Genomic DNA, 21,127 nt, shown 5'->3' on the forward strand with positions numbered 1-21,127 from the left:
CGCGTACTACGCGGCAAAGAAGGCCGCGGACATCAATGCTTCATCGTCCGTGGGCGATGCGGCCTTTCGGCCAAGCGGTGCAATAGATCACATTCATCATGCCCCCAACATAGTCGATATCGGTTCGCGGACAAAGTATAAGACAAAGCCGAGTGAGACGACCCACAGCAACCAGTGCACGTCGCGCCCCCGTTTGCTCAGCACGTGAATGACAGCCCATGAGATGAATCCGACACCGATGCCGTTTGCGATGGAATAGGTTAGCGGCATCGTGACCATGGTGAGGAAGACCGGCAGGGAAACCCGGAAGTCACTCATGTCGATATCTCGGATCGAGGTGACCATCATGGCGCCCACCACCACGAGCGCTGCAGCCCCGGCTTCCATAGGGATCACGCCAATTAGGGGTGAAAAGAACATTGAGGCCAGAAACAGTACGCCAGTGACAATGGCTGCCAGCCCAGTTCGTGCCCCCTCAGCGATGCCTGCGGCGGCGTCGACGAAGACGGTATTCGATGATGCCGACGCGCCACCACCGGCGATGGCTCCTACACCTTCAACCACAAAAGCTTGGCGAATGCGCGGGAATGTGCCGTCTGCGTTTTGGAGTCCTGCGTTGCGGGCCAGTCCTGTCATGGTGCCCATTGCGTCGAAGAAGTTCGTGAAGACTAGCGTGAATACGAGCATCGTGGCAGCCAGCAGCCCGATGCGTTCGAAGGCTCCGAAGAGGTCGAAAGCACCGACAAGCGCGAAGTCGGGAAGTGCCACGATCTGGTCGGGTAGCTGTGGTTGTGCAAGGTTCCAGCCGGCTGGGTCTGGGTTTTGTGGGTCACCAACTGTACCCAGATTGGCAAAGGCTTGAACGATAATCGCGATCACGGTCGCAACGACGATGCCAATGAGGATGCCACCGGGGACTCCGCGAGCTACCAGGGTGCCGATAAGCACGAGTGCCAGAATGAACACGAGGGTAGGGAGCGAGCTGATGGAACCGTTTTGCCCTAACTGCACTGGTGGTCCTGCCTCGGTGGCCGTCACAAAACCAGAGTTGACAAACCCGATGAAGGCGATGAATAACCCGATGCCTACCGTGATCGCGACTTTCAGAGCATGGGGAACAGCGTGAAAGATCGCTGTCCGGATGCCGGTAGCCCCTAGGACGACGATGATGACACCATTGATCATGGTCAGTCCCATAGCTTCGGGCCAAGTCACATCTTGTACCACGGAGACAGCGAGGAAGCTATTCATCCCCAGGCCTGCGGCAAGGGCGAAGGGTAACCGAGCCACCGCGCCAAATAGGATGGTGGTTACCCCGGCTACGAGGCCGGTGACCGCTGTCAGCTGTGCTGAATCCAGGCTGGTGCCCGTCACATCGGCCGAGCCGCCAAGAATCAAGGGGTTGAGGACGACAATGTATGCCATTGCGACAAACGCTACGATGCCCCCGCGGATTTCTTGCTTGATTGATGAACCTCGCGCGGTGATCTCGAAAAACTTATCGAGGCCGCTAAATCGCCGTTTAGGGTTTCGAGTGTCTTGTAGCTGGTCAGTGTTTATCGCGTTCATTGACGACCTTCGATAGTTCTGTATCATTGCACCCGGACTGTCTCATTTGAGTCATGATCCCGTGGGTCTCGTTTTGGTGTCGCGCCGTCTTACGCGATGCAGACCAGGGTTCCGCATCGTGAAATCATCTTTCTATGCGACGAGAACTAGTTTGGCGTGAATGTGCAAATGTGTCAATCGTCACGTTCCGTCGCCTGAGTTGTCCTTGCACATGTTGGGGTTGCAGACAAGCGAGGTGTTGCTGAGTGCTTCATACGACTCTGAGGGGCCTGGGATGGGGTGCCAGCTGGGGCAGGATGCGCTGCGCTTTCGAGTTACTGGTAATTAACTTGACTGCCAGCTTGTGAGGCGCGATACACTGTCGCTTACCTTTTGAAACCCGATTTTCATATCGTGAAAGCATGTTCCTCATGTTTGACGTCTGACGAAACGAGAGATCGTGAAATCCCTCTTCGCAAAGCCCGCTTATGCGGCGAACCCTAATGCCCCAGAAAACGAACGACTACCCTTCGGCAGAGTGGCAGGTGTGTTTCTCTCCGTAATTCTTAGAGCCGGTGCTGGTCGCCATGATCGCCTTTGTCCGCCACGTTTTACACTTTGCCACGGTGTCGCGCAGCGTCAACGCCGAAGAAACCACTGCCACCCTGGATGTCATCCACGAACGGTATACTTTGCGCGGCAAAATCCCGTTGAATTCTTAGGACTGCGGGGCCCTTTCCCGCTCGCCCGGCAGCACACGGACTCCTCGGTTGGTCCAAGCGATCACCCGGAGGCCTAACACAGCACGCCGATGACCACAGCTTCCCGCCCGCGCCGCAGCGGTCTCCGCATTGTCCTTACTCTTGTGATGACCGTGGCAATTATCGGAGGGTTGGCTTACTTCGGGCCGGGTCTATTCCGCAGCATGCAAAACAGCGAAGGCCCGTTCCACGTGTTTTCGGAATGCACCGTGAACGCCGACGAAACCATCGGGCTGGATCGAGACGAAGCGCAACGCGCCATCTCAGCGGTGGCATTGGCGGCCCGTGGCCTCGACACTCCAGATACCTCGGATATCGACGACAGGGTGTTAGAACAGTTGGCCGAGGGGCCCTCCGACGATGCCGGCCCAAGCTTGAGTTGCCAGGGAGAGGCCGAGGCTGACCTGCCAGCTCAAGAGCCGACCGAAACAGGCCTGACCCCACGCGCCGAGCGCGTCCGCGAAGCGATCACTGAGGTATTCGGCGAGGTGCCGATGGGCGGGTTTGCACCCGGTGGCGTGGAGGAAGGGCATATGCCGGGCTCCGCCCACTACGACGGTCGCGCCATCGACGTCTTCTTTCGTCCGGTCACCGAAGAGCATCGTCGCGAGGGTTGGATATTGGCCCAATGGCTCGTGGCCCACGCGAATGAACTCCACATCGAGTACGTGATTTTCGACGACCTGGTCTGGAGTGTCCACAGCACCCGCGGACAGTGGGCAGACTATGACGCCCCGGACCCTGACAATGAGATTCTGCGCCATCTCGACCACGTACACGTTGATGTGCTGGCTGGCGAGTGAACGGATGCTGAAGATTCCCGCAAAATCGAGTCTTTCCCCTTGCATTTGCCCCCACAACTTTGCTCACAATAGAGGCAGAGCAGTTAGCACTTCCGAAAGGAGAACGCTATGCAAATGACAGAAATGATCGACGTCGTACAACAACGAGCAGGTATCGATTCAAACGAGACCGCCAAGGAAACCTTGCAGGCAGTTGCCGAGACTCTGGCCGAACGTGATCTGGACGGAGCGCATGATAACTTCGCCGCGCAGCTGCCCGAAGAGATCGCTCCCGTCATCACACAGGGTGATAAAAGCAGCCGCGAGAAATTTGACGCTGACGAGTTCGTCAACCGGGTCGGGAAACGACTGGGCACCTCCCAGAAAGATACTCAGGCCCGCACCCATGCGGCGCTGTCAACCTTGGCTGAGGCCGTCTCGGATGGCGAACAGCTGGATCTGCTCAGTGCCCTACCAAAAGATCTCAGCCCATACGCAGTCTGGAAAGCAAACGCTAAACCGTCCTAACAGCTTCTAACAACACACTCCGTGAGGAAAACGGTGGTGACTGGCGAAGATCAGCCAGTCATCACCGCTTTTTCGTGCGTCGGGCGTGCCGAACGCCTTCCCAGGACGTGGGAGTTTCCGTTAGTGTGCAAGGAACCGCCGATGGAAGGTAGAGCATTATGAGCGTCGAAGCGGCAGTCATCCAATTCGCGCCGACCACAGATAAAGCCGCGAACCTGGACACAATCCGAGGTTACGTGATGCAGGCCGCTGAGCAGGGTGCCGATATCGCGGTCCTGCCCGAGTACGCGACGTATGCGAAATTCGGGCTCGATGAGACCTACGTTGAAACCGCCGAACCACTGGATGGTCTGTCGGTCAGCGCGCTGCGGCAACTGACTGAAGAGCATGATATCGTTCTCGTCGCTGGCGTCCACGAGCCCGACGGCAACGGCCGGATTTTTAATACGCTGGTCGCTATGCGTAACGGTGAGATCGAAGCGACCTATCGCAAAATACACCTCTATGATGCTTTCGGAATGCGAGAATCCGACTGGGTCACGCCCGGAAGCATTGAAGAGCCGCAACTCATCGACATCAACGGGCTGCGGTTCGGCTTGCAGACCTGTTACGACCTCCGCTTCCCAGAAGTTGCGCGCATGCTGGTTGATGCTGGCGCCAATGTGCTGGTCACTCCGGCCGCGTGGGTTCCGGGGCCGCTTAAAGAAACTCATTGGATGACGCTGCTGCGCGCACGCGCCATTGAGAACACCGCCTATGTCTTGGGTGCTGACCAGTCAGCACCCGTCGGGATCGGCCACAGTGCGATCATCGATCCGATGGGCATTCCTTTGGCGTTGATCGGTGACGAAGTGGGCATCGCCCGGGCCCAGCTGAACCCAGAGCGCCTGGAGACCACTCGAACCACCAATCCCGCCCTGACCTTGCGTCGTTTCTCCACACAACCCAATCACTAATTTGCGGGCGGCGTTTCCGATCACTCAGGCAGAAAAAGTAAACCGGATGCCTTTGGGCATGATGTGAATCGCGCTAAAGGCTGGGTCGGGGACAATCTCGTGCCAGGTATCCGCCGGAATGACGATGCTCTCGCCGGCCTGTACCACCGGTTGAGCATCGGGGTATTCCACGGTGAGTCGGCCTTCGGTCACCACCAGCACCGATTCATGTGATGCTTTATGCGGAGGCCATTGCACCCCCTCGATTGCTTCCATGCGTTTGGTCTCGAACACTTCGCCTTGTTCAAGCTCGGTTACCTGCGGTCGCGGAGTTGCTGCCATCGTGATCACCTGTCCTAAATTGCGTGGATACGTTTCGTCCCCCAGCCTAGGTGCCAGTCTCCATGAGAATCTTCTCATCGTCTTCTACTTTTCGCTTCACAATCACTTCCTACAGTGAACAGGAAGCGAAAAACAAATGAAAAGGAGACCGCTCATGTTGGCGTTGTGGATCGGCCTGGTGGCCAATGTTCTTGGGATGACCGTCCTGGTGTATCTGGTGTATTTTCGTCGGCACTTCCGGCGCGACTTGGCGCTAGCGTATATCGCCTTGAGCATGGGGATCTTCGCCGTGACCCTGCTGTTGTCCGAATCCGAAGCGGGCTTGGGGCTAGGCCTTGGACTCTTTGGGATCCTGTCGATCATCCGACTGCGTTCGGACACATTGACCCAAGAAGAGGTCGCTTACTATTTCATCTCACTGGCGATCGGGCTGATCAACGGGTTGCACCCGGATCCAGCGTGGGTCTCGCCCACGATCACCGCGTTGCTCGTTGCCGTCATGTACGTGGCGGACCATCACTGGGTCGGGGCTCGGACGCAACGCCAAACGGTCACCTTGGATCGCGCCTACCCCTCGGAAGACCAGCGCATCGAGGCCCTGGAAGACCTGCTGAATGCCAAGGTCCTGCGCACCGTGGTACTGGAATTAGATATGGTGCGAGACCTGACCATCGTCGACGTCCGGTACAAGACCAACCCGCCCACCGAACCCACCGTCCACCAACCAACATCCTGGGCTGGCCCCATCACAGCTGAACAGACCGTCAGCGTGCCACAACCCGCGGAACAGTTCACCGGAGGTCGGCGATGAACCACACCGTTATCAAACCTCCAACGCCCAGTCAGTCCCGGCTCGCTCTGGAGGCCGCGGTGTCTGACCGCACCACCATCGCGCTCGCCGACGTGGTCGAGAATGCGGCGCTGCAGACCCGGGTGGATAAGAAGTTCCTGCTCACCCCCGAACAGTTTGCGAACTTCACTGCCAGGCTGGGGCCAGAGTTTTCGGTCATGCAGATCGATGGGCTGCGCACGTTTCGTTACCGGTCGACCTACTTTGATACCGCAGACTTCGAGCAATACCGCGCCCACCGGCAAGGACGCCGTCGTCGGTATAAGGTCCGGTCGCGCACCTACGTGGATTCGGAGCTGTGTATGTTCGAGATCAAAACGAAAGGGCGACGTGGGGCAACGATCAAACACCGTCGTGAACAGTCGATAGACCAGGCCCACGAATTGACCCCGCAGAACGTCGAGTTCACCGCCCAGGTCCTCGCCACCGAATACGGGGAGCAGGTGCCCGAACTGCACCCGGTGATGCATAATGCGTATCGGCGTGCCACCTTCGTCAACGCGGTCAATGGGGAACGGGTGACCTGCGACGTCGAACTGCAGTACTCCAATACTGCAACAGCGGTGCACGGACCCGACATGGTGATCGTGGAAACGAAATCAGCCGATGGGCAAGGTGCAGCTGATCGGGCGCTCGCAGATCTCGGCATCCGGCCCGTGAGTATGTCCAAGTACTGTTTGGGGGTGGCCGCCTTGCATCCTGAGCTGCCGGCCAATAAGTGGTCCAGGCTGCTGACCCGCCACGACTGGGTTCGCGCGGCCTAGGCCTCGGTTCGAGCCGCGAGACGGTATCCGACCCCGCGGACCGTCTCGAACCGCTCGGCGCCAAGTTTATTGCGCAAGTACCGGACGTACACATCGACGACGTTGGAGCCCGGGTCGAAGTCATATCCCCACACCCTGGACAGTAGCTGTTCCCGGGACAGTGCTTGGCCGGGGTGGCGCAGAAACGTTTCGGCTAATTCGAACTCGCGGGCCGACAGATCCACTTCGACCCCGTCGACGGTCGCGACTCGGCGCAACAGATCGAGTTCTAGTCCGTGATGCGACAGAATCGAGACTTCGGCTTCTTGGGCCGCCGGACGCAAACGTAATTGCACGCGGGCCAGCAATTCGTCGAAGTGAAACGGCTTGGCCATATAGTCGTCGGCGCCCGACTGCAGACCAGCCACGGTGTCGTGGACCGAATTACGTGCGGTCAGGATGATGACCGGGATATCCAGGCCCAGCGACCGAATGTAGCTCAGCACGCTGTAGCCATCCCCGTCGGGCAGGCCCAGATCCAGGATGATCAGGTCGAAGGTCGCGGTGACGGCCTGGGCTCGGCCTTCGGCCGCGGTGCCGACGGCCAAGGTGGTGTAGCCGGCAGCCTTGAGCCCCTTGGCGAGAAATGAACTGATCCGTGGTTCATCTTCGACGATGAGGATGCGGTTCATTGGGCGGCCTCCTGACCTGGGGATGGTTCCAGCATATTCGTTACCTCGGGTGCATTACTGCCGGGGTGCAATGGGATGTTGAGAATGAAGATCGAGCCCGCGCCCGGGGCGGATTCCACGCGGATGTCACCGCCGTGTGCGCTGGCGATGGCGGCGACGATATTCAGCCCCAGTCCGGACCCCTGGGTCCGTTCGCCGTTGCCTGCCCGACCGAAACGTTTGAAAATGACCTGCTGGTCTTCCGGATCGATCCCGATGCCAGCATCAGAAACCCACAAAAATAATTCGGTGGTTCCGTTGTGGTTTTCCCGGATCGCGCTGCCCAGCTCCACCGGTGTGCCGGGTTCAGAGAACTTCACCGCGTTGGCGCATAACTGCAGCATGGCCTGGGTGATTCGGGAAGCATCAATGTCGACGGTGCCCTCGGCGTTGGCTTTGAGCTGCCAGTTGCGATGCCCCAGCGCTGCGGCTTTGGCTCCGATGTCGCGCATGAGTGCGGCGATATCCACGGGCGCCGGGCGGATGAAATCAGTCCGGTTGGATTGTGCCAGGACTACCAGGTCGTTGACTAACAGTGACATCCGCTGCAACTCGTCGAGCCCGATGTCGCGGGTGTCGTTGACGTCGTTTGGATCGTTGGCATCCATGAGCTCCAGGTGCCCACGGACAATCGTGATCGGCGTGCGCAGCTCGTGGCCGACATCATTGAGCAGCTGTTTTTGTTGTTCCAGGGCCTGTTGCAACCGGTCGAGCATCTCATTGATGGTTTCGGTCAGTTCCGCGAATTCGTCGTGCCCGCGGGCTTGAATGCGGGTGTCGAGATCTTGTTCGGTAATGCGCTGTGCGGTTTCTTGTAGCGCACGAACCGGCTGCAGCACCCGCCCAACAAGCAGCCACGCAATGATGCCACCGAGCAGCAGTGCCCCGGCACCAGCGGCCGTGAAAATCACCAGCGACACTTGCAACGCACGGTGTTCGGCTGTTGCATCGAAGGCTTCGATAAACACGCCCGGCGTAGTGTCTTCTGCCAAGTTGATCGGAATCACTGCGGCGCGGTAAGTGGTGTGTGCGGTATCCACGGTCGTGAGATATACGGAATCAGGGTTCAGGCTCGCAGCCCAGCTGACAAATTCGGGGTCGTCTTCGAGGCGCAGCGAAACGTTTTCTGGCGCACTCCACACGATCTCCCCGTCCTGCATCCCCAACATACTTTGCGTCTCAGATAGTTGGTTGTACTGCATTGCTATGTACATCAGATCTGCAGCATTAGTGAAGTGCTGTTGACTCTCCGGATCGATCCCGGTATCTGCCAGCACACGGACCTCTTCGACGTCCCGCGCGAGTGCCTCATCTAAGGTCGTCGCGAGGTTTTTGCGTTCGACCAGATAGTTCACCGCCCCGGCAATTAGAAGGGTCAGGCCTGCTAGCAGCATCATGCCAGTCAGGAGACGAACACGGACCGGAACACGACTACCCGCGGCACGTTGCGGCGCGTTAGTCGTCGTCATCGTCGTCCCAGTCGTCGTCATCCCAGTCGTCGTCGTCATCCCAATCGTCATCGTCATCATCGTCGTCCCAATCGTCGTCGACGCTCACGGGCGGCGCGGGTTGGACTGGTGCCGGTTCGACCGGCGTCGGCTCGGGACTAGCTGGGGGCGGTTCTGCGGGCGTGGGCGTGTCTTCCGGTTCTGGCGATGGGGTCGGCAGTGGTTCGTGGGTGTTGACCACGACCGGGCCGAGGTCATGATCTTCGGGACCCGCGAACACATTCTGGGTAGCCCAGACCCCAGCGATGACGGCTGCCAAGAGGATCGCTGTCCAAACAATCCGGGAGAGTACGGTGCGAGACATGCGTCCATTATGGTCTATTCAGATGAGACGAAAATGAGAAGCACTAGAGGGTGGGGGCCTTCGAAGGTCGGACCAAAGCGGCGGGTAGTCCAGTGAGACGGACAGCTAGTGGTCGTACTGAGACCCGGACTAAAAGTTTGCACAGACAAGCCAGCGTGCATGGAACAAACTGGGAGAAGTATATCCTAAGCGAGAGCGTAGTGGCGTTTATCCACAGGCTCGGAAACCTTCGCGGGGTTGTCCACAAACTGCGAGCTCTGGCTTATCGTGTCCGTGTGAATAGGTAGCATTAAGGGTATGGAAACAGCAGTTGAGATGGCAGATCGGGTCCAGGAGTTCATTGACTCCCTGACCTCGTTGCCGCCTGCTGCGTCCGAGGAAGACAACATTGACCGGCTGCAGCATCTTGAGCGTGCGAAACGCGCGTTGGCGGCTGCCCAAGCGAGTGCCACGAATGCGTTTGTTGAGCAGCGTAAGGCCCATGAAGCCGGCATGCGCATCACGACCTCTGAACAGCTCAAAGGCATTGAGGCCGAAGTCGGGCTAGCTCGTGGGGAATCCCCGTTTGTCGGGGCCGCGCTGACGTATACGGCCACCGCGCTGTGTAACGTTCTACCGAACACTTACGAGGCGTTAGCTGATGGGCGCGTCAGCGAATATCATGCTCGGATCGTGGCCGAGCAGACGAGCCACCTCTCAGAGGCGCATCGTCGGGAGATTGATGGCCTGATTGCCCACCGGTTGGGGAAGGCCTCCAGCTCCCAGCTGCGCAAGCTGATTTTGGGGCATGCCTACCGGTTGGATCGTGCGGCCGCTGAGGAGCGCGCCGCGCAGAATAAGCGTGACCGTCGGGTCTGTTTGGATCCGGGCAGTGACGGCCTCTCGTATCTGACCGCCGAGTTACCCACCCATCAAGCGGTAGCGGTCATGGACGCACTAAAGCAACAGACGAATAAACGCCTGGCCGCCCACCGGCGGCGGCAGACCGAGGCCGAAGCCGCCGGTGACACCCCTGCGGCCGAGCCCTTGAGCCGGGACCAGACCATGGCCGATGTGTTCGTGGAACTGCTCACCGGCCAAACCACCGCCGATGGGGTCACCGCCGAAGTCGTGGTCGTGATGCACGATAGCAGCCTGTTTGGTGATGATGATGTGCCGGCTTGGATCCCCGGCCACGGGCCCCTGCCTGCGGGCATGGTCAAGCAATGGTTGGCAGATCCTGAGGCGGCGAAGTTTTTCCGACGCATGTACACCCGGGCCACCGATGGCCAACTGGTGGCCTTAGAGTCCAAACGACGCCACTTCCCTGAGGGGCTGTCCAAGATGTTGGCCATCCGGGATGACACCTGCGCCACGCCGTGGTGTAATAGCCCCGTCGAGGATGCTGACCACCGCAAACCCTGGGCAAAAGGCGGGACCACCAGCTGGGACAACGCCACCGGACTGTGTAAACGCTGTAACCAGCGCAAAGAGAATCGTGGCTGGAGCTACACTGGCACCCCCGATTTGTTGATGGTCACCACCCCGACCGGGCACCAGTACACGGTGCCCACCCGACCCCCGATCAGCCAATTCCGGCACGACACAACCGACCCACCCATGGGACCCATCGACATCGCCTGGCCCGTCGCCGCCTAACGCTGTGCCGTCACGATGAGGCAGGCAATCAGGCATGCTTTCATTATCCAAAGCAGGATGCAGCATGCTTAGTTCATCCAGTTGATTCTGCGTTAGACGCTGGGGCACGTCTAGGTACCTATCTGCTCACTCGCGAAGCCCAATGGAGACCTTCAAGACACGGCTGCGCAATTAACCTCGGGACCGCACTCGTCCGGGGTGGATCATAATCTGCTGGGCTAGCGAACGCAGGTGACCAACCCAAGCTTCGCGGAAAGCAGCAGGGTGGCGACCTTCGATAGCTGCCCCTTGCCAGTGCCCCAGGGGATCTGAAAACAATAGATTACGGGCCCGAATTGCCTGATGAAAAGTGCACAACGTATGACTCGGTATTGAGCCAAATAATCTGATCGAAGGAGAACACGATGGCAACGAATGCAATTGTGGACCTAGTCCAGCAGCGAATCGGCGAGATATCACCCGAGACGGCCGAACGTTTGATCAATGCCGTACTCGAGACGCTGGCCGAACGTGACCTCAGCGGTGCCCACACGGGTTTTGCAGCAGAACTTCCTCCAGAATACGGCGCCATTTTAAATGATCCGGATCGCACCTCGCATGAGCACTTCGATGTGGAGGAGTTCATTCGGCGCGTGGGCGAACGTGCAAATGTTAGTTATCCGCAAAGTGAGACCTGGACCCGTGCCGCATTGACCGCGTTGGTCGAAAACGTCCCCACAGAAGAGCGAAACCGCTTCGTCTCCCACTTCCCAGATGACCTAGCCGACTACACGCACTGGGTTGTGTAGTACGAACTGCAAATATTAGATCACTAATTCAAGAGTCTGGCGGAACGTTGAGGTCGTGGTCGGTGCGACATCGATGCCGAGCGCTTGAGCCTGGATGCGCTGTTGATGCAGCGTGGCATGACCGATCAATAACGACATAATGGCATCGGTGGTGACGGCGTCGGGGGAGACCTCGTCAAGAGCCTCGCGCAGCTTGGTGCCACCGGTGCCCAGCGCCAAGACCGAGGCGGTCAGTTCAGCCGCATCTCGCGTATGCAAGATGGTGTCATAAATCAGCTCGGCCCGCGTGGCGAGATCCGTACGCCAGTCGCCAGTCGGCGGAGCGAAATCCACGTTGGCTAATAATTCATCTACCATCGCGCCCAACAGCGACTGTTTATCTTTGACATGCCAATATAACGCCGACACCGCGACATCAAATTCTTTAGCAACCCGACGCATCGAGACGTCGGCGAGTCCGTGCTCGGCAAGTAAGCGCAACCCCACGCGACTGAGCTCATGGCGAGTAATTGTAGACATTATGTTTCATCATAGTCTCTGGCTTCGACATGGGCCGTCAAGGCAACTCTCAGGAAACCTGATCCAATCACCTGTTGCCAAGTTCGGGTTGAATCTGTTCACAATAGAAAAGTGACCGAATTGAACCGTTAGAGGTTAGGAGTTCCAGTAATGCAACTTGAAACTCTACGGAAATTGTACGACCACCAAGGACCGTTTGCGACTGTCTATCTCGAGTCCCGGTCCCCGGCAGCAGATGCCGAACACCAGCTGCAATTACGCTGGGACGATCTGCGTCACCAGTTGGCGGAAGCAGGCGCGCCAGACAGCGTGTTGGAATCGCTGGATGACGCCGTGTACGCCGCTGAACTCACTCAAGTGCAGTCCACCGGCAAGGTGCTGGTCGCCAACACTGATGGAGTGTTACTTGACGATGCGTTTGATGCGTCCCAAGGGACCGGTGATCGCATCTACTGGCGCGATGCACCAGAACTCGGTGATTATCTGCGCGAACGCGACCGCGTTGTACAAATGCTGGTGGCGATTACCGACCAGACCGGGGCCACCATCCGGCAGCTACACGTGGCTGAGTCCCACCGCGTAGATCAACGCTCCAGCACCGATATTGACGGCGATGACGCGGTCTCGAAACTGCGCGAAAACGGCATGGCACATTCGAGAATTCAGAACCGCGCCGATGAAGTCGTCAGACAAAACCTGCGCGACGTCGCGGACCACATCACCGAGGTCGCACGTCGTTGGCATCCCGACGTCGTTGTGCTGGCCGGTGAAGTACAAGGTCGCAGCGCCTTGCGCGAAGAACTGGCAGACGAACAGTTGGCACTGCGCGAGATCGAAAAAGGCGGCATCGAGGATGACACCGCCGAAGCAATACTGACCGAAGAACTACAATCGCTGGCCGAAGAGCTCACCCAGCAACGCATGCAAGACAATACCCAACGCTACGAATACGGGCTAGCCCACAATACGGCACTGTCAGGCGCTGACGCAGTCGCGCAGGCCGCTGAGCAGGGTGCAGTCGAGACCCTGTTGTTGGAATATGATCGCCCGGCAGCCAACGAGGCTGAACTCGTCGCCGCTGCAATGCGCACCGGTGCAGAGGCCAGACTGGTTGAAACCGAAGTCGAAGATGGTGTGGCAGCGCTCTTGCGTTTCGAAGCCGCCACCCGCTAGGAGGAACCCATGACTAAACGTGACGACATCCGAGCTGCCAAATCACTGCAGGGCGCAGACTTCCCCAAAACGAAAGAAGAAGTCTTGCACTACGCACAAACTCGCAGTGCGGACGCCAAAACCCTCGAGGCACTCCACGCCCTACCCGACCGTGAATTCAGCAGCATCGACGATGTGGCTGATGCGGTGCCTCAGGAACCCGAAGGCGTAGACCAGCCCGGTGGCACAGCCCGCTAACCAATTTGCAACTGACGCGGTGACGACCGCGGAGTCAAGGAGTACACTATGCAACCCACCGAAATTACCGAACGAGTACAACAACGCGCCGGATTGGACTCATTTGAAGAAGCCAATGACACGGTACTAGCCGTATTGGAAGTGCTTGCCTACCGTGATCTGGGCGAAGAACGCGAAGCCTTCGCGGCCCAACTCCCCAAAGAATACGCCGAAGTGTTGACTGGTAACGCTCCAGAAGTCAAAGAGCGCTTCGACGCTTCCGATATGGTGCGCCGGGTTGGCAAACGCCTGGACACCGCTTTGGATGAGAGCCAAACCCGTACCCACGCTGCATTTTCGGTGCTCATGGAAGCAGTCTCGGACGGCGAAGTGGATCACTTACTCAACGTCCTGCCCGATGACTATAAGCCATACGCCACCTGGGACGCATAGCGCCTAATCAGCAACGCACACATCCCGGTTTCGGTTGATCGCCGCCACGACTTCGGCAAGCCGTGGGGCGACCAACCGGCCGGGATGTCCCTTGTGCGGCGAAATGGTCTCTAACCCCGCGGCGTTCATCTCCTCGAACACTTCGCTGATCAGGTCGACCAGCGTGCGCTGCCCGTCGGCACGGGACTCCACCAAAGCGATGATGGCCGCAATACTGTTGGTCTGTGATGGATCGACCAACTGACTCAGCGCGCCCAGATTGATAGTGCCTCGACCGTGGCGGATGGCATGCGTGCCCTTTGCCTGCGGCGGCTTGGGACCACGCGAGCGACCACCCGACTGCCGCCCGTCAGTTTTTCGTGTCGGTTGCAGTGCGCGATGCCGGGCCGGTGGGAATGGTCGCTGGGGCGCAATGGGTTCGGCTAGCTGCTGGGCGCGTTCCGTCATATCGGTCACGCGATAATGGTCTAGCAGCAAAACCCGATCGGCGACATCGACGAACGCACCGGAGCCCCCTGCGACCAACACCGTGGAGACACCTTGGTCCTCCCACAGTGCTCGCACTCGATCCAGTAACGGGGTGATGGGTTCCTTATGTGCCGGCACGAGTTGACGCATACGATCATCGCGAATCATGAAGTTGGTGGCTGACGTGTCCTCATCGATGAGGAACGCTGATGCGCCCGCTTCCAAACCTTCCATCAAACTCGCCGCCTGAGACGTCGAACCGGATGCATTCGTGGTAGAAAACCGTGTGGTGTCAGTACCGCCCGGCAGATCCGCAATGAACGTGGAAATATCAACATCAGCCACGCTGCGCCCGTCTTCTGCGCGCAGCGCAAGCGCATCGTCCACCGTGATCACCAGTTCCCGACCATCACCGGCCACATGGTTATACACGCCGCGTTCCAGTGCGCGTAACAGGGTTGACTTGCCGTGATACCCACCGCCGATAATCAAGCTGACGCCCCGCGGCAGGCCCATGCCGGTCACGGTCCGCCCAGACGGCAGGTCAAAGGTCTGTTCTAAGGACGCAGGTGCCTCAAATGGCACGGCCTGGTGCGCCGGGAGATCTGAGTTGCCTGCCGCACGGGGCAGCACGGATCCGTTGGCGACAAAGCCCACCAGATCGTGTTCGACTAACAGTTCGCGTAAGCGCAGCTGATCTGCAAAGAGCGCCACGGCCGCATCGAGCTCGCCGTGGTCAATCTGCAACAATGCTGCGTCGAGCACCTTGGGAAGGGTCTGGGTCAACAGTGTGGCTGCGGCCCGTCCGCGGATGCGCCGACCCTGGGCCGGAAGCGCGGCTTCCAGCCGGACGGTCACCTCAGGAACAGGCTGGCCGGTGAAGACCACCGATGAACGCTCCAGCACCTGTTGGCGCGGACTATCGATACTCAGACCGCCACCGGTTTTGCCACCGTGGGGTGCCAAATCCGCGATGGCGAGGGCCACGCGTCGGGTGAGATGATCTGCAACCGCAACGGCGCCGTCACCGGTGACAAGGTTGGGGGAGATGCCGGTCGCTGCAAGTGGCACGTGCACTTGGATGAGGGACGGTGGCGCATACGGATCAGATTGGACGCGATCAACGCTGAGCTCGAGTTGGTCGGTCAACCGGTGGGTGCCGCGCAATTGCTTGTAACTGCCGTAGCCGGCGCCATCCAATCGCTGCAAGAGGGAACCAAGATCACTCATGGGCCCAATGTATCAACTCGATGTGCAGTTGGCGATGCGGGCACAATACGCTATCCTGAACACTGTTCATTGAACGGTGTTCAATCACTTCTGCACTAAGGAGCAACATGTCGGCCAGAGATATAGCGCGCATCGCGGTGTTTGCGGCACTGACCGCGGGAATGGGGCTGATCGGGGCCATCAGCGTCGGTGGCGCGGTGCCGATCACGCTGCAAACGCTGGGTGTCATGCTCGCCGGCGCAGTGCTGGGACCGTGGCGCGGTGCGGCGTCGATGGGATTGTTGCTGCTTGGGGTTGCCATCGGGCTGCCACTACTCGCCGGGGGCCGCGGTGGGATCGGTGTGTTTATGTCGCCCACGGCCGGCTATCTCATCGGCTGGCTGGTCGCCCCGATCATTATCGGTCTGATCGTCGGCAGCCGCCCGGTGTGGTGGCGCGTGGTGGTCGGCTCGATCGTCGGCGGCATCCTGGTCATTTATTTCTTCGGTATCCCAGTGCAAGCCTGGCTGACGCAACTGAGCATCGGCGAAACCATTATCACCTCCCTGGCGTTTTTACCCGGCGACCTCTTCAAGGTTGCAGTGGCAACACTGGTGACGATGGGACTGTACCGCGCCTATCCGCGCGCCTTTGAAAGAGAACCGAAACGTGCCGCAGCGCCCGAACCTGTCAGTCATTGAGGCTTCGAACGCGCAGGACGCCCTCACCCTCGCGCTCAGCGTGCGGGCCAACGACGGGGTCCCGCTGATGATCGATCCGCGGGCGCCGGTGGCCAGTGAGCTGCTTAATGTCCGACTGCCCGACGAAGCGGCCTGGGCAGCGCTGACCTCGGGCACCACGGGAGCGCCCAAAGTGGTCGTCCGCAGCGCCGACAGCTGGCGAGTCGCTTTCAAACCACTCGACACCCAACTTGGGCTAACCCCCGGTGACGGGCTGTGGATGCCGGTGCACCACGTGTCATCCATGGCGTTATTTTCGGCCGCGTGGGCCCAGGAATCAAGACTCGACCTCATCCTCCCGACTCCCGAGGACCCTGGAGTCGCGCGTGCTGTGGCTGCCCATGTCACCCCGACCTGGTTAGAGCACCTGGTAGAACTGCTTGAAGCCGGCGAACCCAGCACAATACGAACCGTGCTGGTCGGCGGTGACCGAGTCGATCCAGCTCTGGCCGCCCGAGCCCAGGCGGTGGGCTTACGCATCGTCAGCTACGTGGGAGCCGCAGAGCTCAGTTTCATCGCGTGGGATCTCGGCGACGGCATGCGCCCATTTCCGCACGTTGCCGTGCGCATCATCGACGGGCAACTCTGGGTGGCCGGCCCGCACATCGCCTGCCAGGTACTCCGCGGGACGTTGCGCCGTACCAATCTTGACGGGATCGAATGGGCCACCGTGGGCGACCGCGTACACGCATCCGATGACGGCGCCCTGGAATTCTGCGGACGCTCGGACAACGCGATCCTGACTGCGGGCGCCACCGTCGTACCAGCCGACGTCGAGGCTGTGCTGAACCAGCACCCAAACGTGACCGCCAGCCTGGTGTTGGGTCAACCGGATGCGTTATTAGGTCAGCGTGTCGTGGCCTGGGTTGAAGGGAGCCCGGAGGTCGCTACGCTGCGTGCTTGGGTGCGCTCGCGACTGCCCAAAGCCGCCCAGCCCGTGCAATGGCATACGGTCGACCGGCTGGATCGGACTGCGTCGGGTAAGATTCGGCGAGTAGTCCCGGAGGTAATATGACCCGCATTGTTGTCACCGCCGGTGCCCGCACCGCAGTGACCGGCTGGCATCGCGGTCAAGCTGACCTCACCGACGACCAACTGGCCGCGACCGTCTTCGCCGCCATGCCCGTCCAGCCGGAGGTCATCATGATCGGCAACACCGTGGGCCCCGGTGGCAATATTGCTCGCATCGCCGGATTGGCCGCAGGCTGGGAAACCGCCGGCGCAGTGACCTTGGACGCCCAGTGCGGTTCGAGCCTGGTCGCGATCGGGCAGGCGGCAGCACACGCCCAGCTCACCGGCCAAACCGTGGTCGCGGGTGGTACGGAGTCACCATCCACGGCCTGGCCGGATACGCAACGCACTCAAACCGCGTTCACCCCGGCCGGCTTTGCGGATCCCGACATGACCACCGCCGCCGACGAACTCGCCGTCACCTGCGGGCTGACTCGCCAAGCCCAAGAGGCATACGCGCGGCAAAGCCACAACCGGGCCATGGCCCACCCGTCAGCGTGGATCGTGGGGCAACACCGCGACGATGGCCCGCGCGACATCCAGAAATTGCTGGGACGGCTCGACACCGTCACCGATCATCCACAAGCCACCGTGACCGCACTGTCTGCAGCGCGGATCGCCGATGCCGCAGCCGCCGTGCAGCTCGCCCCTGAGACAGTTCTACAAGACCACTTGGGTGTCGAAGTCGTCGACTATCGGCTCGTCGGAGCTGATCCGGCCCTGCCCGGACTCGGCGCAGCACCGGCCATCGAAACGCTGTTGGCCGCTCACGAACTGGCTATCCAGCAGCTCGGGGTGCTCGATATTGTCGAAGCCTATGCGGCCCAAGTCTTGGCGGTGTGCCAGCGGCTGGGCGTTGACCCCTCGACGGTCAATCAGCGCGGCGGGGCACTGGCACACGGGCATCCGTGGGCGGCTTCCGGTGCGATCGCCTTGTTGACCACCCTCGAACAACTCCACACCTCACCATCGGGTACCTTCGCCGTGACCGCCGCAGCAATTGCCGGCGGCATGGGTGTCGCGGTATTAACCAGGAAACTATGATCGAACTTGCCAACGTGACCGTCACCGTCAAACCGGATGACGCGGTCCTGCTCGACAACGTCTCGCTGACCCTCGACAAGCCAACGACGGCGATTATCGGAGAAAACGGGTCGGGCAAATCTACCCTGGCCAAAGTCCTCGCGGGCCTGCTGGACTACACCGGCTCGGCAAAAATTCAGGGCATCGAAGTGGCCACCGGACGCAAAGCGCTCTCCGGGCGGGTCGGGATGATCATCGCCAACGCCGCAGCCCAGGTCATTATGCCCTCGGTCGCCGAAGACATCGAACTCTCGCTGCGTCACCTGCCCAAAGACCAACGCCAGGCCACGCTGGAAGCCGTCCTGGCAGAGCACGACCTGACCGAACTGGCGGACCGTCCAGCACTGTCGTTGTCGTCGGGCCAGTTGCAGCGACTGGCGCTGGCTACCGTGTTGGCGACACGTCCCGATGTGCTCATCGCCGATGAGCCCACGACGATGCTGGACGCCCGATACGCCAAGCTCGTCGCCGACCAACTCTTCGCCGCATCCGACCGGCAGCTCGTGCTGATTACTCATGACCTAGAGCTCGCGGCCCGATGTGACGACATCCTGTGGGTCCACGATGCCCAGGTCGCCCACCGCGGTCCCGACAGCATCTGTAAGTACCGGGAGCACATCGGCTAATGCTCTCGTTGTACTACCCGGCAGATTCCTTCATTCACCGCACCCCAACCTGGCTGAAACTGTTGTGCCTTGCCATCGGGTCGATCGCGCTGTTCTGGCTACCCAATGCGTATTGGTCCGTGGCAGTGGTGGCCGTCCCGGTTCTGGGCTACCTCGTGGCCCGACTCCCGCTGCGCATCCTGGGCTCCGATGTGTTGCGGATGGCGCTGTTACTCGTCTTCTTGTTGATCACCCAGTTGATTTTCAACGAACCGGAAGTCGCCGCAACCGTCATCGCGCGGCTGACAACGATCATTTTGGCTGCTCAACTTTTCACCCGCACCACCCGGATCAAACATTTGATTGCCACGGTCGAGCGGCTGACCACCCCGTTAAAACCCCTGGGTGTGAACCCCTATAAGGTCGCCTTGGCCGTGGCGTTGATGCTGTCGGCACTGGGACAAATCGTCGGCTTCATCCGGCAGGTACGTGAGGCCCAGCGCGCCCGCGGGGTCCGACTGGCTCCCTGGTCCTGGGTCGTGCCCGTGCTGGTGCTGTCGCTCAAACATGCCGACGACGTCGCCGATGCCCTGACCGTGCGGGGACTCGACCGCTAAGCAGCTCGGCAGCGATGATCACAGTTAGTTGAAATATCAACTGAAAAAAATCCGGCGCGCACAACTCGGGAAGATAGGCGATACGCCAGCTGGCCAGTACACTTAACCGGTGTAACGTATCGAAACGGGGACAACACAATGGTCAAAGTCAAAATTCTGCCCGATAAAGAACACGCCTCCGAAGAAGTCGCACAACGGTTGCACGACCTCATCGTAGAAAAGCCCAACGCCGTCATCGGTGTTGCCACCGGCTCCACCCCGGAACTGGCCTACGCGCTGCTGGCAGACAAGATTCAAGAGCACAATACCGACGTTTCCCAGCTTCAGTTTTTTGCCCTGGACGAGTACATCGGGTTGTCGTGGGACCACCCGGAGTCCTATCACGCGGTCATCAACCGCACGGTCACCGAACCGTTGAAGGTAGACCCGTCTCAAGTACACATCCCAGAGGCCGGTGACGATTCCACCGAAGGCCCGGTCCGCTACTACGACGAGAAGATCGCCGAAGCTGGCGGCATCGACTTGCAGCTGCTCGGCATCGGTCGCAATGGCCACATCGGCTTCAACGAGCCCGGTACGCCGTTCGATGCCCCGACTCACGTTGGCGCATTGACCGAACTGACCCGCAAAGACAACTCCCGATTCTTTGACGGCGGCGTGGAAGAAGTCCCACCGCTAGCCGTGACCCAGGGGATCGGTACCATCTTGAAATCCCGCCAAGCCATCCTGATGGCATTCGGGGAAGCCAAAGCCGACGCGATTCGCGACTCCTTGCAGGAGCCACCGGCAGAAGAACGTCCGGGGTCATCCCTGCAGATGCACAGCGACTGCACGTTTTACCTCGACGAAGCCGCCGCCTCGAAGGTGGAGCACTAACCTTCCCGTTGCAGTTCGGCTGCGATAATCTCTCGAGCTCGAGCCAAAAAATCATCCTGTGCTTCGTTGTCGCCCAAATAGATCGGGTCGTGGACGACGACTTGGGAGGGATGGGCTCGAGGGAAAATCGCGCCCTTGGGCAGGACCCGCCCCAAATGTTTGAGCGTCACCGGCACAACCGGCAGCTGCGGCGCGTGCCGAGCTAGCCGGTAGAGCCCGGCGTGGAACCTCGCGACATGATCGGAGGGTCCACGGGTGCCTTCCGGGAAAATAATCAGCGAGTTACCCTCGTCCAGGACTTCGGTCATCCCGGCCAGTTGCGCTGCCTTCGGTGAGCTGCCAGAGTCCGTGCGCAGCGTGACCCGCATATCGGCGCGCGTATAGGGCCGGTCTTTATAGCGCTGCACCAGGTGCGCGTTGAAAATTCCGCGCGCCACGGCACCCCGGAGGCCCTTGCCCCAATAGTCGGCAGCTGCGATGGGTCGCACGTGCGGCTGCAGCTCCTTGGGCACGACCGCTAGGATCGCCACGAAGTCCAGGTTCGAGGAATGGTTGGCGTAATAGATTGCCTGGGACGGAAAATGTGGTTCGTCGCCGTCCTGGTCAGTTGCCGTCAGCGTGGTCCCGGCAGCAGTCAAAATCGCTCTCGACAGGCCGCGTTTCAATCCGCCTGAACCTTTCGCCATCGTGCATCAACCT

Annotated in this window: 25 protein-coding genes; 17 read left to right on the top strand and 8 right to left on the bottom strand. The window is 60.0% G+C overall.

Going from position 1 to position 21,127, the window contains the following annotated elements; genetic code table 11:
• Positions 1–96 precede the first annotated feature (96 nt).
• A complete protein-coding gene (locus J2S62_RS01045; RefSeq protein ID WP_310170278.1) occupies positions 97–1,569 on the bottom strand; it encodes an NCS2 family permease in 1,473 nt (490 codons plus the stop codon).
• 566 nt (positions 1,570–2,135) lie between these two features.
• On the opposite strand from J2S62_RS01045, the gene J2S62_RS01050 reads away from it, so the two are divergent.
• From J2S62_RS01050 to J2S62_RS01065, 4 genes are all read left to right on the top strand, one after another.
• Complete coding sequence (locus tag J2S62_RS01050; RefSeq protein ID WP_310170281.1) at positions 2,136–2,270, top strand: hypothetical protein; 135 nt, start codon at positions 2,136–2,138, stop codon at positions 2,268–2,270.
• Positions 2,271–2,359: 89 nt separating this feature from the next.
• A complete protein-coding gene (locus J2S62_RS01055; protein ID WP_310170283.1) occupies positions 2,360–3,112 on the top strand; it encodes a competence protein CoiA family protein in 753 nt (250 codons plus the stop codon).
• 108 nt (positions 3,113–3,220) lie between these two features.
• Positions 3,221–3,619 carry a DUF2267 domain-containing protein gene (locus tag J2S62_RS01060; protein WP_310170286.1) on the top strand — a complete coding sequence of 133 codons (399 nt, stop codon included), beginning with the start codon at positions 3,221–3,223 and terminating at the stop codon, positions 3,617–3,619.
• A 158-nt stretch (positions 3,620–3,777) separates the two neighbouring features.
• Complete coding sequence (locus tag J2S62_RS01065; protein WP_310170288.1) at positions 3,778–4,575, top strand: carbon-nitrogen hydrolase family protein; 798 nt, start codon at positions 3,778–3,780, stop codon at positions 4,573–4,575.
• Positions 4,576–4,599: 24 nt separating this feature from the next.
• Here J2S62_RS01065 and J2S62_RS01070 read toward each other — a convergent pair whose 3' ends face one another.
• A complete protein-coding gene (locus J2S62_RS01070) occupies positions 4,600–4,896 on the bottom strand; it encodes a cupin domain-containing protein (RefSeq protein WP_310170291.1) in 297 nt (98 codons plus the stop codon).
• A 154-nt stretch (positions 4,897–5,050) separates the two neighbouring features.
• Between J2S62_RS01070 and J2S62_RS01075 the strand changes: the two genes are divergently transcribed.
• Together J2S62_RS01075 and J2S62_RS01080 are read left to right on the top strand one after the other, a co-directional pair.
• Positions 5,051–5,707: a DUF4956 domain-containing protein gene (locus J2S62_RS01075; protein ID WP_310170293.1), complete on the top strand. Its 657-nt coding sequence runs from the start codon at positions 5,051–5,053 to the stop codon at positions 5,705–5,707.
• Positions 5,704–6,510, top strand: a complete 807-nt coding sequence (locus J2S62_RS01080; protein ID WP_310170295.1) for a polyphosphate polymerase domain-containing protein — start codon at positions 5,704–5,706, stop codon at positions 6,508–6,510. Before J2S62_RS01075 ends, J2S62_RS01080 begins: the two co-directional genes overlap by 4 nt.
• Here the strand turns inward: J2S62_RS01080 and J2S62_RS01085 are convergent.
• Genes J2S62_RS01085 through J2S62_RS01095 form a run of 3 tightly spaced genes read right to left on the bottom strand, consistent with a single transcriptional unit; the run spans position 6,507 to position 9,032 of the window.
• Positions 6,507–7,181: a response regulator transcription factor gene (locus J2S62_RS01085; protein ID WP_310170297.1), complete on the bottom strand. Its 675-nt coding sequence runs from the start codon at positions 7,179–7,181 to the stop codon at positions 6,507–6,509. The genes J2S62_RS01080 and J2S62_RS01085 overlap by 4 nt on opposite strands.
• Positions 7,178–8,689, bottom strand: a complete 1,512-nt coding sequence (locus J2S62_RS01090) for a sensor histidine kinase (protein WP_310170300.1) — start codon at positions 8,687–8,689, stop codon at positions 7,178–7,180. Before J2S62_RS01090 ends, J2S62_RS01085 begins: the two co-directional genes overlap by 4 nt.
• Positions 8,676–9,032 carry a hypothetical protein gene (locus J2S62_RS01095; RefSeq protein ID WP_310170303.1) on the bottom strand — a complete coding sequence of 119 codons (357 nt, stop codon included), beginning with the start codon at positions 9,030–9,032 and terminating at the stop codon, positions 8,676–8,678. Before J2S62_RS01095 ends, J2S62_RS01090 begins: the two co-directional genes overlap by 14 nt.
• 297 nt (positions 9,033–9,329) lie before the next feature.
• Here J2S62_RS01095 and J2S62_RS01100 point away from each other — a divergent pair, with 297 nt between their 5' ends.
• Both J2S62_RS01100 and J2S62_RS01105 read left to right on the top strand, forming a co-directional pair.
• Positions 9,330–10,670: an HNH endonuclease gene (locus J2S62_RS01100; protein ID WP_310170304.1), complete on the top strand. Its 1,341-nt coding sequence runs from the start codon at positions 9,330–9,332 to the stop codon at positions 10,668–10,670.
• A 404-nt stretch (positions 10,671–11,074) separates the two neighbouring features.
• Positions 11,075–11,458: a DUF2267 domain-containing protein gene (locus tag J2S62_RS01105; RefSeq protein ID WP_310170306.1), complete on the top strand. Its 384-nt coding sequence runs from the start codon at positions 11,075–11,077 to the stop codon at positions 11,456–11,458.
• Positions 11,459–11,473: 15 nt separating this feature from the next.
• On the opposite strand, the gene J2S62_RS01110 is transcribed toward J2S62_RS01105, so the two are convergent.
• Complete coding sequence (locus J2S62_RS01110) at positions 11,474–11,977, bottom strand: TetR/AcrR family transcriptional regulator (protein WP_310170308.1); 504 nt, start codon at positions 11,975–11,977, stop codon at positions 11,474–11,476.
• Between the two features lie 150 nt (positions 11,978–12,127).
• Here J2S62_RS01110 and J2S62_RS01115 point away from each other — a divergent pair, with 150 nt between their 5' ends.
• Genes J2S62_RS01115 through J2S62_RS01125 form a run of 3 tightly spaced genes read left to right on the top strand, consistent with a single transcriptional unit; the run spans position 12,128 to position 13,819 of the window.
• On the top strand, positions 12,128–13,150 hold the full coding sequence (locus J2S62_RS01115) for a baeRF2 domain-containing protein (protein ID WP_310170310.1): 1,023 nt from the start codon (positions 12,128–12,130) through the stop codon (positions 13,148–13,150).
• A 9-nt stretch (positions 13,151–13,159) separates the two neighbouring features.
• On the top strand, positions 13,160–13,387 hold the full coding sequence (locus tag J2S62_RS01120) for a DUF2795 domain-containing protein (RefSeq protein WP_310170312.1): 228 nt from the start codon (positions 13,160–13,162) through the stop codon (positions 13,385–13,387).
• A gap of 48 nt (positions 13,388–13,435) precedes the next feature.
• The gene (locus J2S62_RS01125) at positions 13,436–13,819 is read left to right on the top strand and encodes a DUF2267 domain-containing protein (protein WP_310170314.1); all 384 of its coding nucleotides are present in this window, start codon (positions 13,436–13,438) and stop codon (positions 13,817–13,819) included.
• 3 nt (positions 13,820–13,822) lie between these two features.
• On the opposite strand, the gene J2S62_RS01130 is transcribed toward J2S62_RS01125, so the two are convergent.
• Positions 13,823–15,517, bottom strand: a complete 1,695-nt coding sequence (locus tag J2S62_RS01130; RefSeq protein ID WP_310170318.1) for an ABC-ATPase domain-containing protein — start codon at positions 15,515–15,517, stop codon at positions 13,823–13,825.
• A 107-nt stretch (positions 15,518–15,624) separates the two neighbouring features.
• Here J2S62_RS01130 and J2S62_RS01135 point away from each other — a divergent pair, with 107 nt between their 5' ends.
• The 6 genes from J2S62_RS01135 to J2S62_RS01160 all read left to right on the top strand — a co-directional run bounded on the left by J2S62_RS01135 (position 15,625) and on the right by J2S62_RS01160 (position 20,428).
• Positions 15,625–16,197 (top strand): biotin transporter BioY, encoded by a 573-nt coding sequence (locus J2S62_RS01135; RefSeq protein ID WP_310170319.1) that lies wholly within the window; start codon positions 15,625–15,627, stop codon positions 16,195–16,197.
• Entirely contained in the window at positions 16,166–17,251 is a 1,086-nt protein-coding gene (locus J2S62_RS01140; protein ID WP_310170321.1) for an AMP-binding enzyme, read from the top strand. Before J2S62_RS01135 ends, J2S62_RS01140 begins: the two co-directional genes overlap by 32 nt.
• The gene (locus tag J2S62_RS01145) at positions 17,248–18,291 is read left to right on the top strand and encodes a thiolase family protein (protein WP_310170324.1); all 1,044 of its coding nucleotides are present in this window, start codon (positions 17,248–17,250) and stop codon (positions 18,289–18,291) included. Before J2S62_RS01140 ends, J2S62_RS01145 begins: the two co-directional genes overlap by 4 nt.
• Positions 18,288–18,956, top strand: a complete 669-nt coding sequence (locus J2S62_RS01150) for an energy-coupling factor ABC transporter ATP-binding protein (RefSeq protein ID WP_310170326.1) — start codon at positions 18,288–18,290, stop codon at positions 18,954–18,956. The genes J2S62_RS01145 and J2S62_RS01150 overlap by 4 nt, the downstream gene beginning before the upstream one ends.
• On the top strand, positions 18,956–19,552 hold the full coding sequence (locus J2S62_RS01155; RefSeq protein ID WP_310170328.1) for an energy-coupling factor transporter transmembrane component T family protein: 597 nt from the start codon (positions 18,956–18,958) through the stop codon (positions 19,550–19,552). Before J2S62_RS01150 ends, J2S62_RS01155 begins: the two co-directional genes overlap by 1 nt.
• A gap of 138 nt (positions 19,553–19,690) precedes the next feature.
• Positions 19,691–20,428, top strand: coding sequence for a glucosamine-6-phosphate deaminase (locus J2S62_RS01160; RefSeq protein ID WP_310170332.1), 738 nt, complete (start codon positions 19,691–19,693; stop codon positions 20,426–20,428).
• Here the strand turns inward: J2S62_RS01160 and J2S62_RS01165 are convergent.
• The gene (locus tag J2S62_RS01165; RefSeq protein WP_310170334.1) at positions 20,425–21,114 is read right to left on the bottom strand and encodes a lysophospholipid acyltransferase family protein; all 690 of its coding nucleotides are present in this window, start codon (positions 21,112–21,114) and stop codon (positions 20,425–20,427) included. The genes J2S62_RS01160 and J2S62_RS01165 overlap by 4 nt on opposite strands.
• Between the last annotated feature and the right edge of the window lie 13 nt (positions 21,115–21,127).

This window comes from Enteractinococcus fodinae (assembly GCF_031458395.1).
In the GTDB taxonomy this organism is placed as follows: Bacteria; Actinomycetota; Actinomycetes; order Actinomycetales; family Micrococcaceae; genus Yaniella; species Yaniella fodinae.

Bases quoted from the DNA above. Each gene is read 5' to 3' on its own strand.
- J2S62_RS01045 (WP_310170278.1), bottom strand. From the start codon at position 1,569: ATGAACGCGATAAACACTGACCAGCTACAAGACACTCGAAACCCTAAA.
- J2S62_RS01050 (WP_310170281.1), top strand. From the start codon at position 2,136: ATGATCGCCTTTGTCCGCCACGTTTTACACTTTGCCACGGTGTCGCGC.
- J2S62_RS01055 (WP_310170283.1), top strand. From the start codon at position 2,360: ATGACCACAGCTTCCCGCCCGCGCCGCAGCGGTCTCCGCATTGTCCTT.
- J2S62_RS01060 (WP_310170286.1), top strand. From the start codon at position 3,221: ATGCAAATGACAGAAATGATCGACGTCGTACAACAACGAGCAGGTATC.
- J2S62_RS01065 (WP_310170288.1), top strand. From the start codon at position 3,778: ATGAGCGTCGAAGCGGCAGTCATCCAATTCGCGCCGACCACAGATAAA.
- J2S62_RS01070 (WP_310170291.1), bottom strand. From the start codon at position 4,896: ATGGCAGCAACTCCGCGACCGCAGGTAACCGAGCTTGAACAAGGCGAA.
- J2S62_RS01075 (WP_310170293.1), top strand. From the start codon at position 5,051: ATGTTGGCGTTGTGGATCGGCCTGGTGGCCAATGTTCTTGGGATGACC.
- J2S62_RS01080 (WP_310170295.1), top strand. From the start codon at position 5,704: ATGAACCACACCGTTATCAAACCTCCAACGCCCAGTCAGTCCCGGCTC.
- J2S62_RS01085 (WP_310170297.1), bottom strand. From the start codon at position 7,181: ATGAACCGCATCCTCATCGTCGAAGATGAACCACGGATCAGTTCATTT.
- J2S62_RS01090 (WP_310170300.1), bottom strand. From the start codon at position 8,689: ATGACGACGACTAACGCGCCGCAACGTGCCGCGGGTAGTCGTGTTCCG.
- J2S62_RS01095 (WP_310170303.1), bottom strand. From the start codon at position 9,032: ATGTCTCGCACCGTACTCTCCCGGATTGTTTGGACAGCGATCCTCTTG.
- J2S62_RS01100 (WP_310170304.1), top strand. From the start codon at position 9,330: ATGGAAACAGCAGTTGAGATGGCAGATCGGGTCCAGGAGTTCATTGAC.
- J2S62_RS01105 (WP_310170306.1), top strand. From the start codon at position 11,075: ATGGCAACGAATGCAATTGTGGACCTAGTCCAGCAGCGAATCGGCGAG.
- J2S62_RS01110 (WP_310170308.1), bottom strand. From the start codon at position 11,977: ATGTCTACAATTACTCGCCATGAGCTCAGTCGCGTGGGGTTGCGCTTA.
- J2S62_RS01115 (WP_310170310.1), top strand. From the start codon at position 12,128: ATGCAACTTGAAACTCTACGGAAATTGTACGACCACCAAGGACCGTTT.
- J2S62_RS01120 (WP_310170312.1), top strand. From the start codon at position 13,160: ATGACTAAACGTGACGACATCCGAGCTGCCAAATCACTGCAGGGCGCA.
- J2S62_RS01125 (WP_310170314.1), top strand. From the start codon at position 13,436: ATGCAACCCACCGAAATTACCGAACGAGTACAACAACGCGCCGGATTG.
- J2S62_RS01130 (WP_310170318.1), bottom strand. From the start codon at position 15,517: ATGAGTGATCTTGGTTCCCTCTTGCAGCGATTGGATGGCGCCGGCTAC.
- J2S62_RS01135 (WP_310170319.1), top strand. From the start codon at position 15,625: ATGTCGGCCAGAGATATAGCGCGCATCGCGGTGTTTGCGGCACTGACC.
- J2S62_RS01145 (WP_310170324.1), top strand. From the start codon at position 17,248: ATGACCCGCATTGTTGTCACCGCCGGTGCCCGCACCGCAGTGACCGGC.
- J2S62_RS01150 (WP_310170326.1), top strand. From the start codon at position 18,288: ATGATCGAACTTGCCAACGTGACCGTCACCGTCAAACCGGATGACGCG.
- J2S62_RS01155 (WP_310170328.1), top strand. From the start codon at position 18,956: ATGCTCTCGTTGTACTACCCGGCAGATTCCTTCATTCACCGCACCCCA.
- J2S62_RS01160 (WP_310170332.1), top strand. From the start codon at position 19,691: ATGGTCAAAGTCAAAATTCTGCCCGATAAAGAACACGCCTCCGAAGAA.
- J2S62_RS01165 (WP_310170334.1), bottom strand. From the start codon at position 21,114: ATGGCGAAAGGTTCAGGCGGATTGAAACGCGGCCTGTCGAGAGCGATT.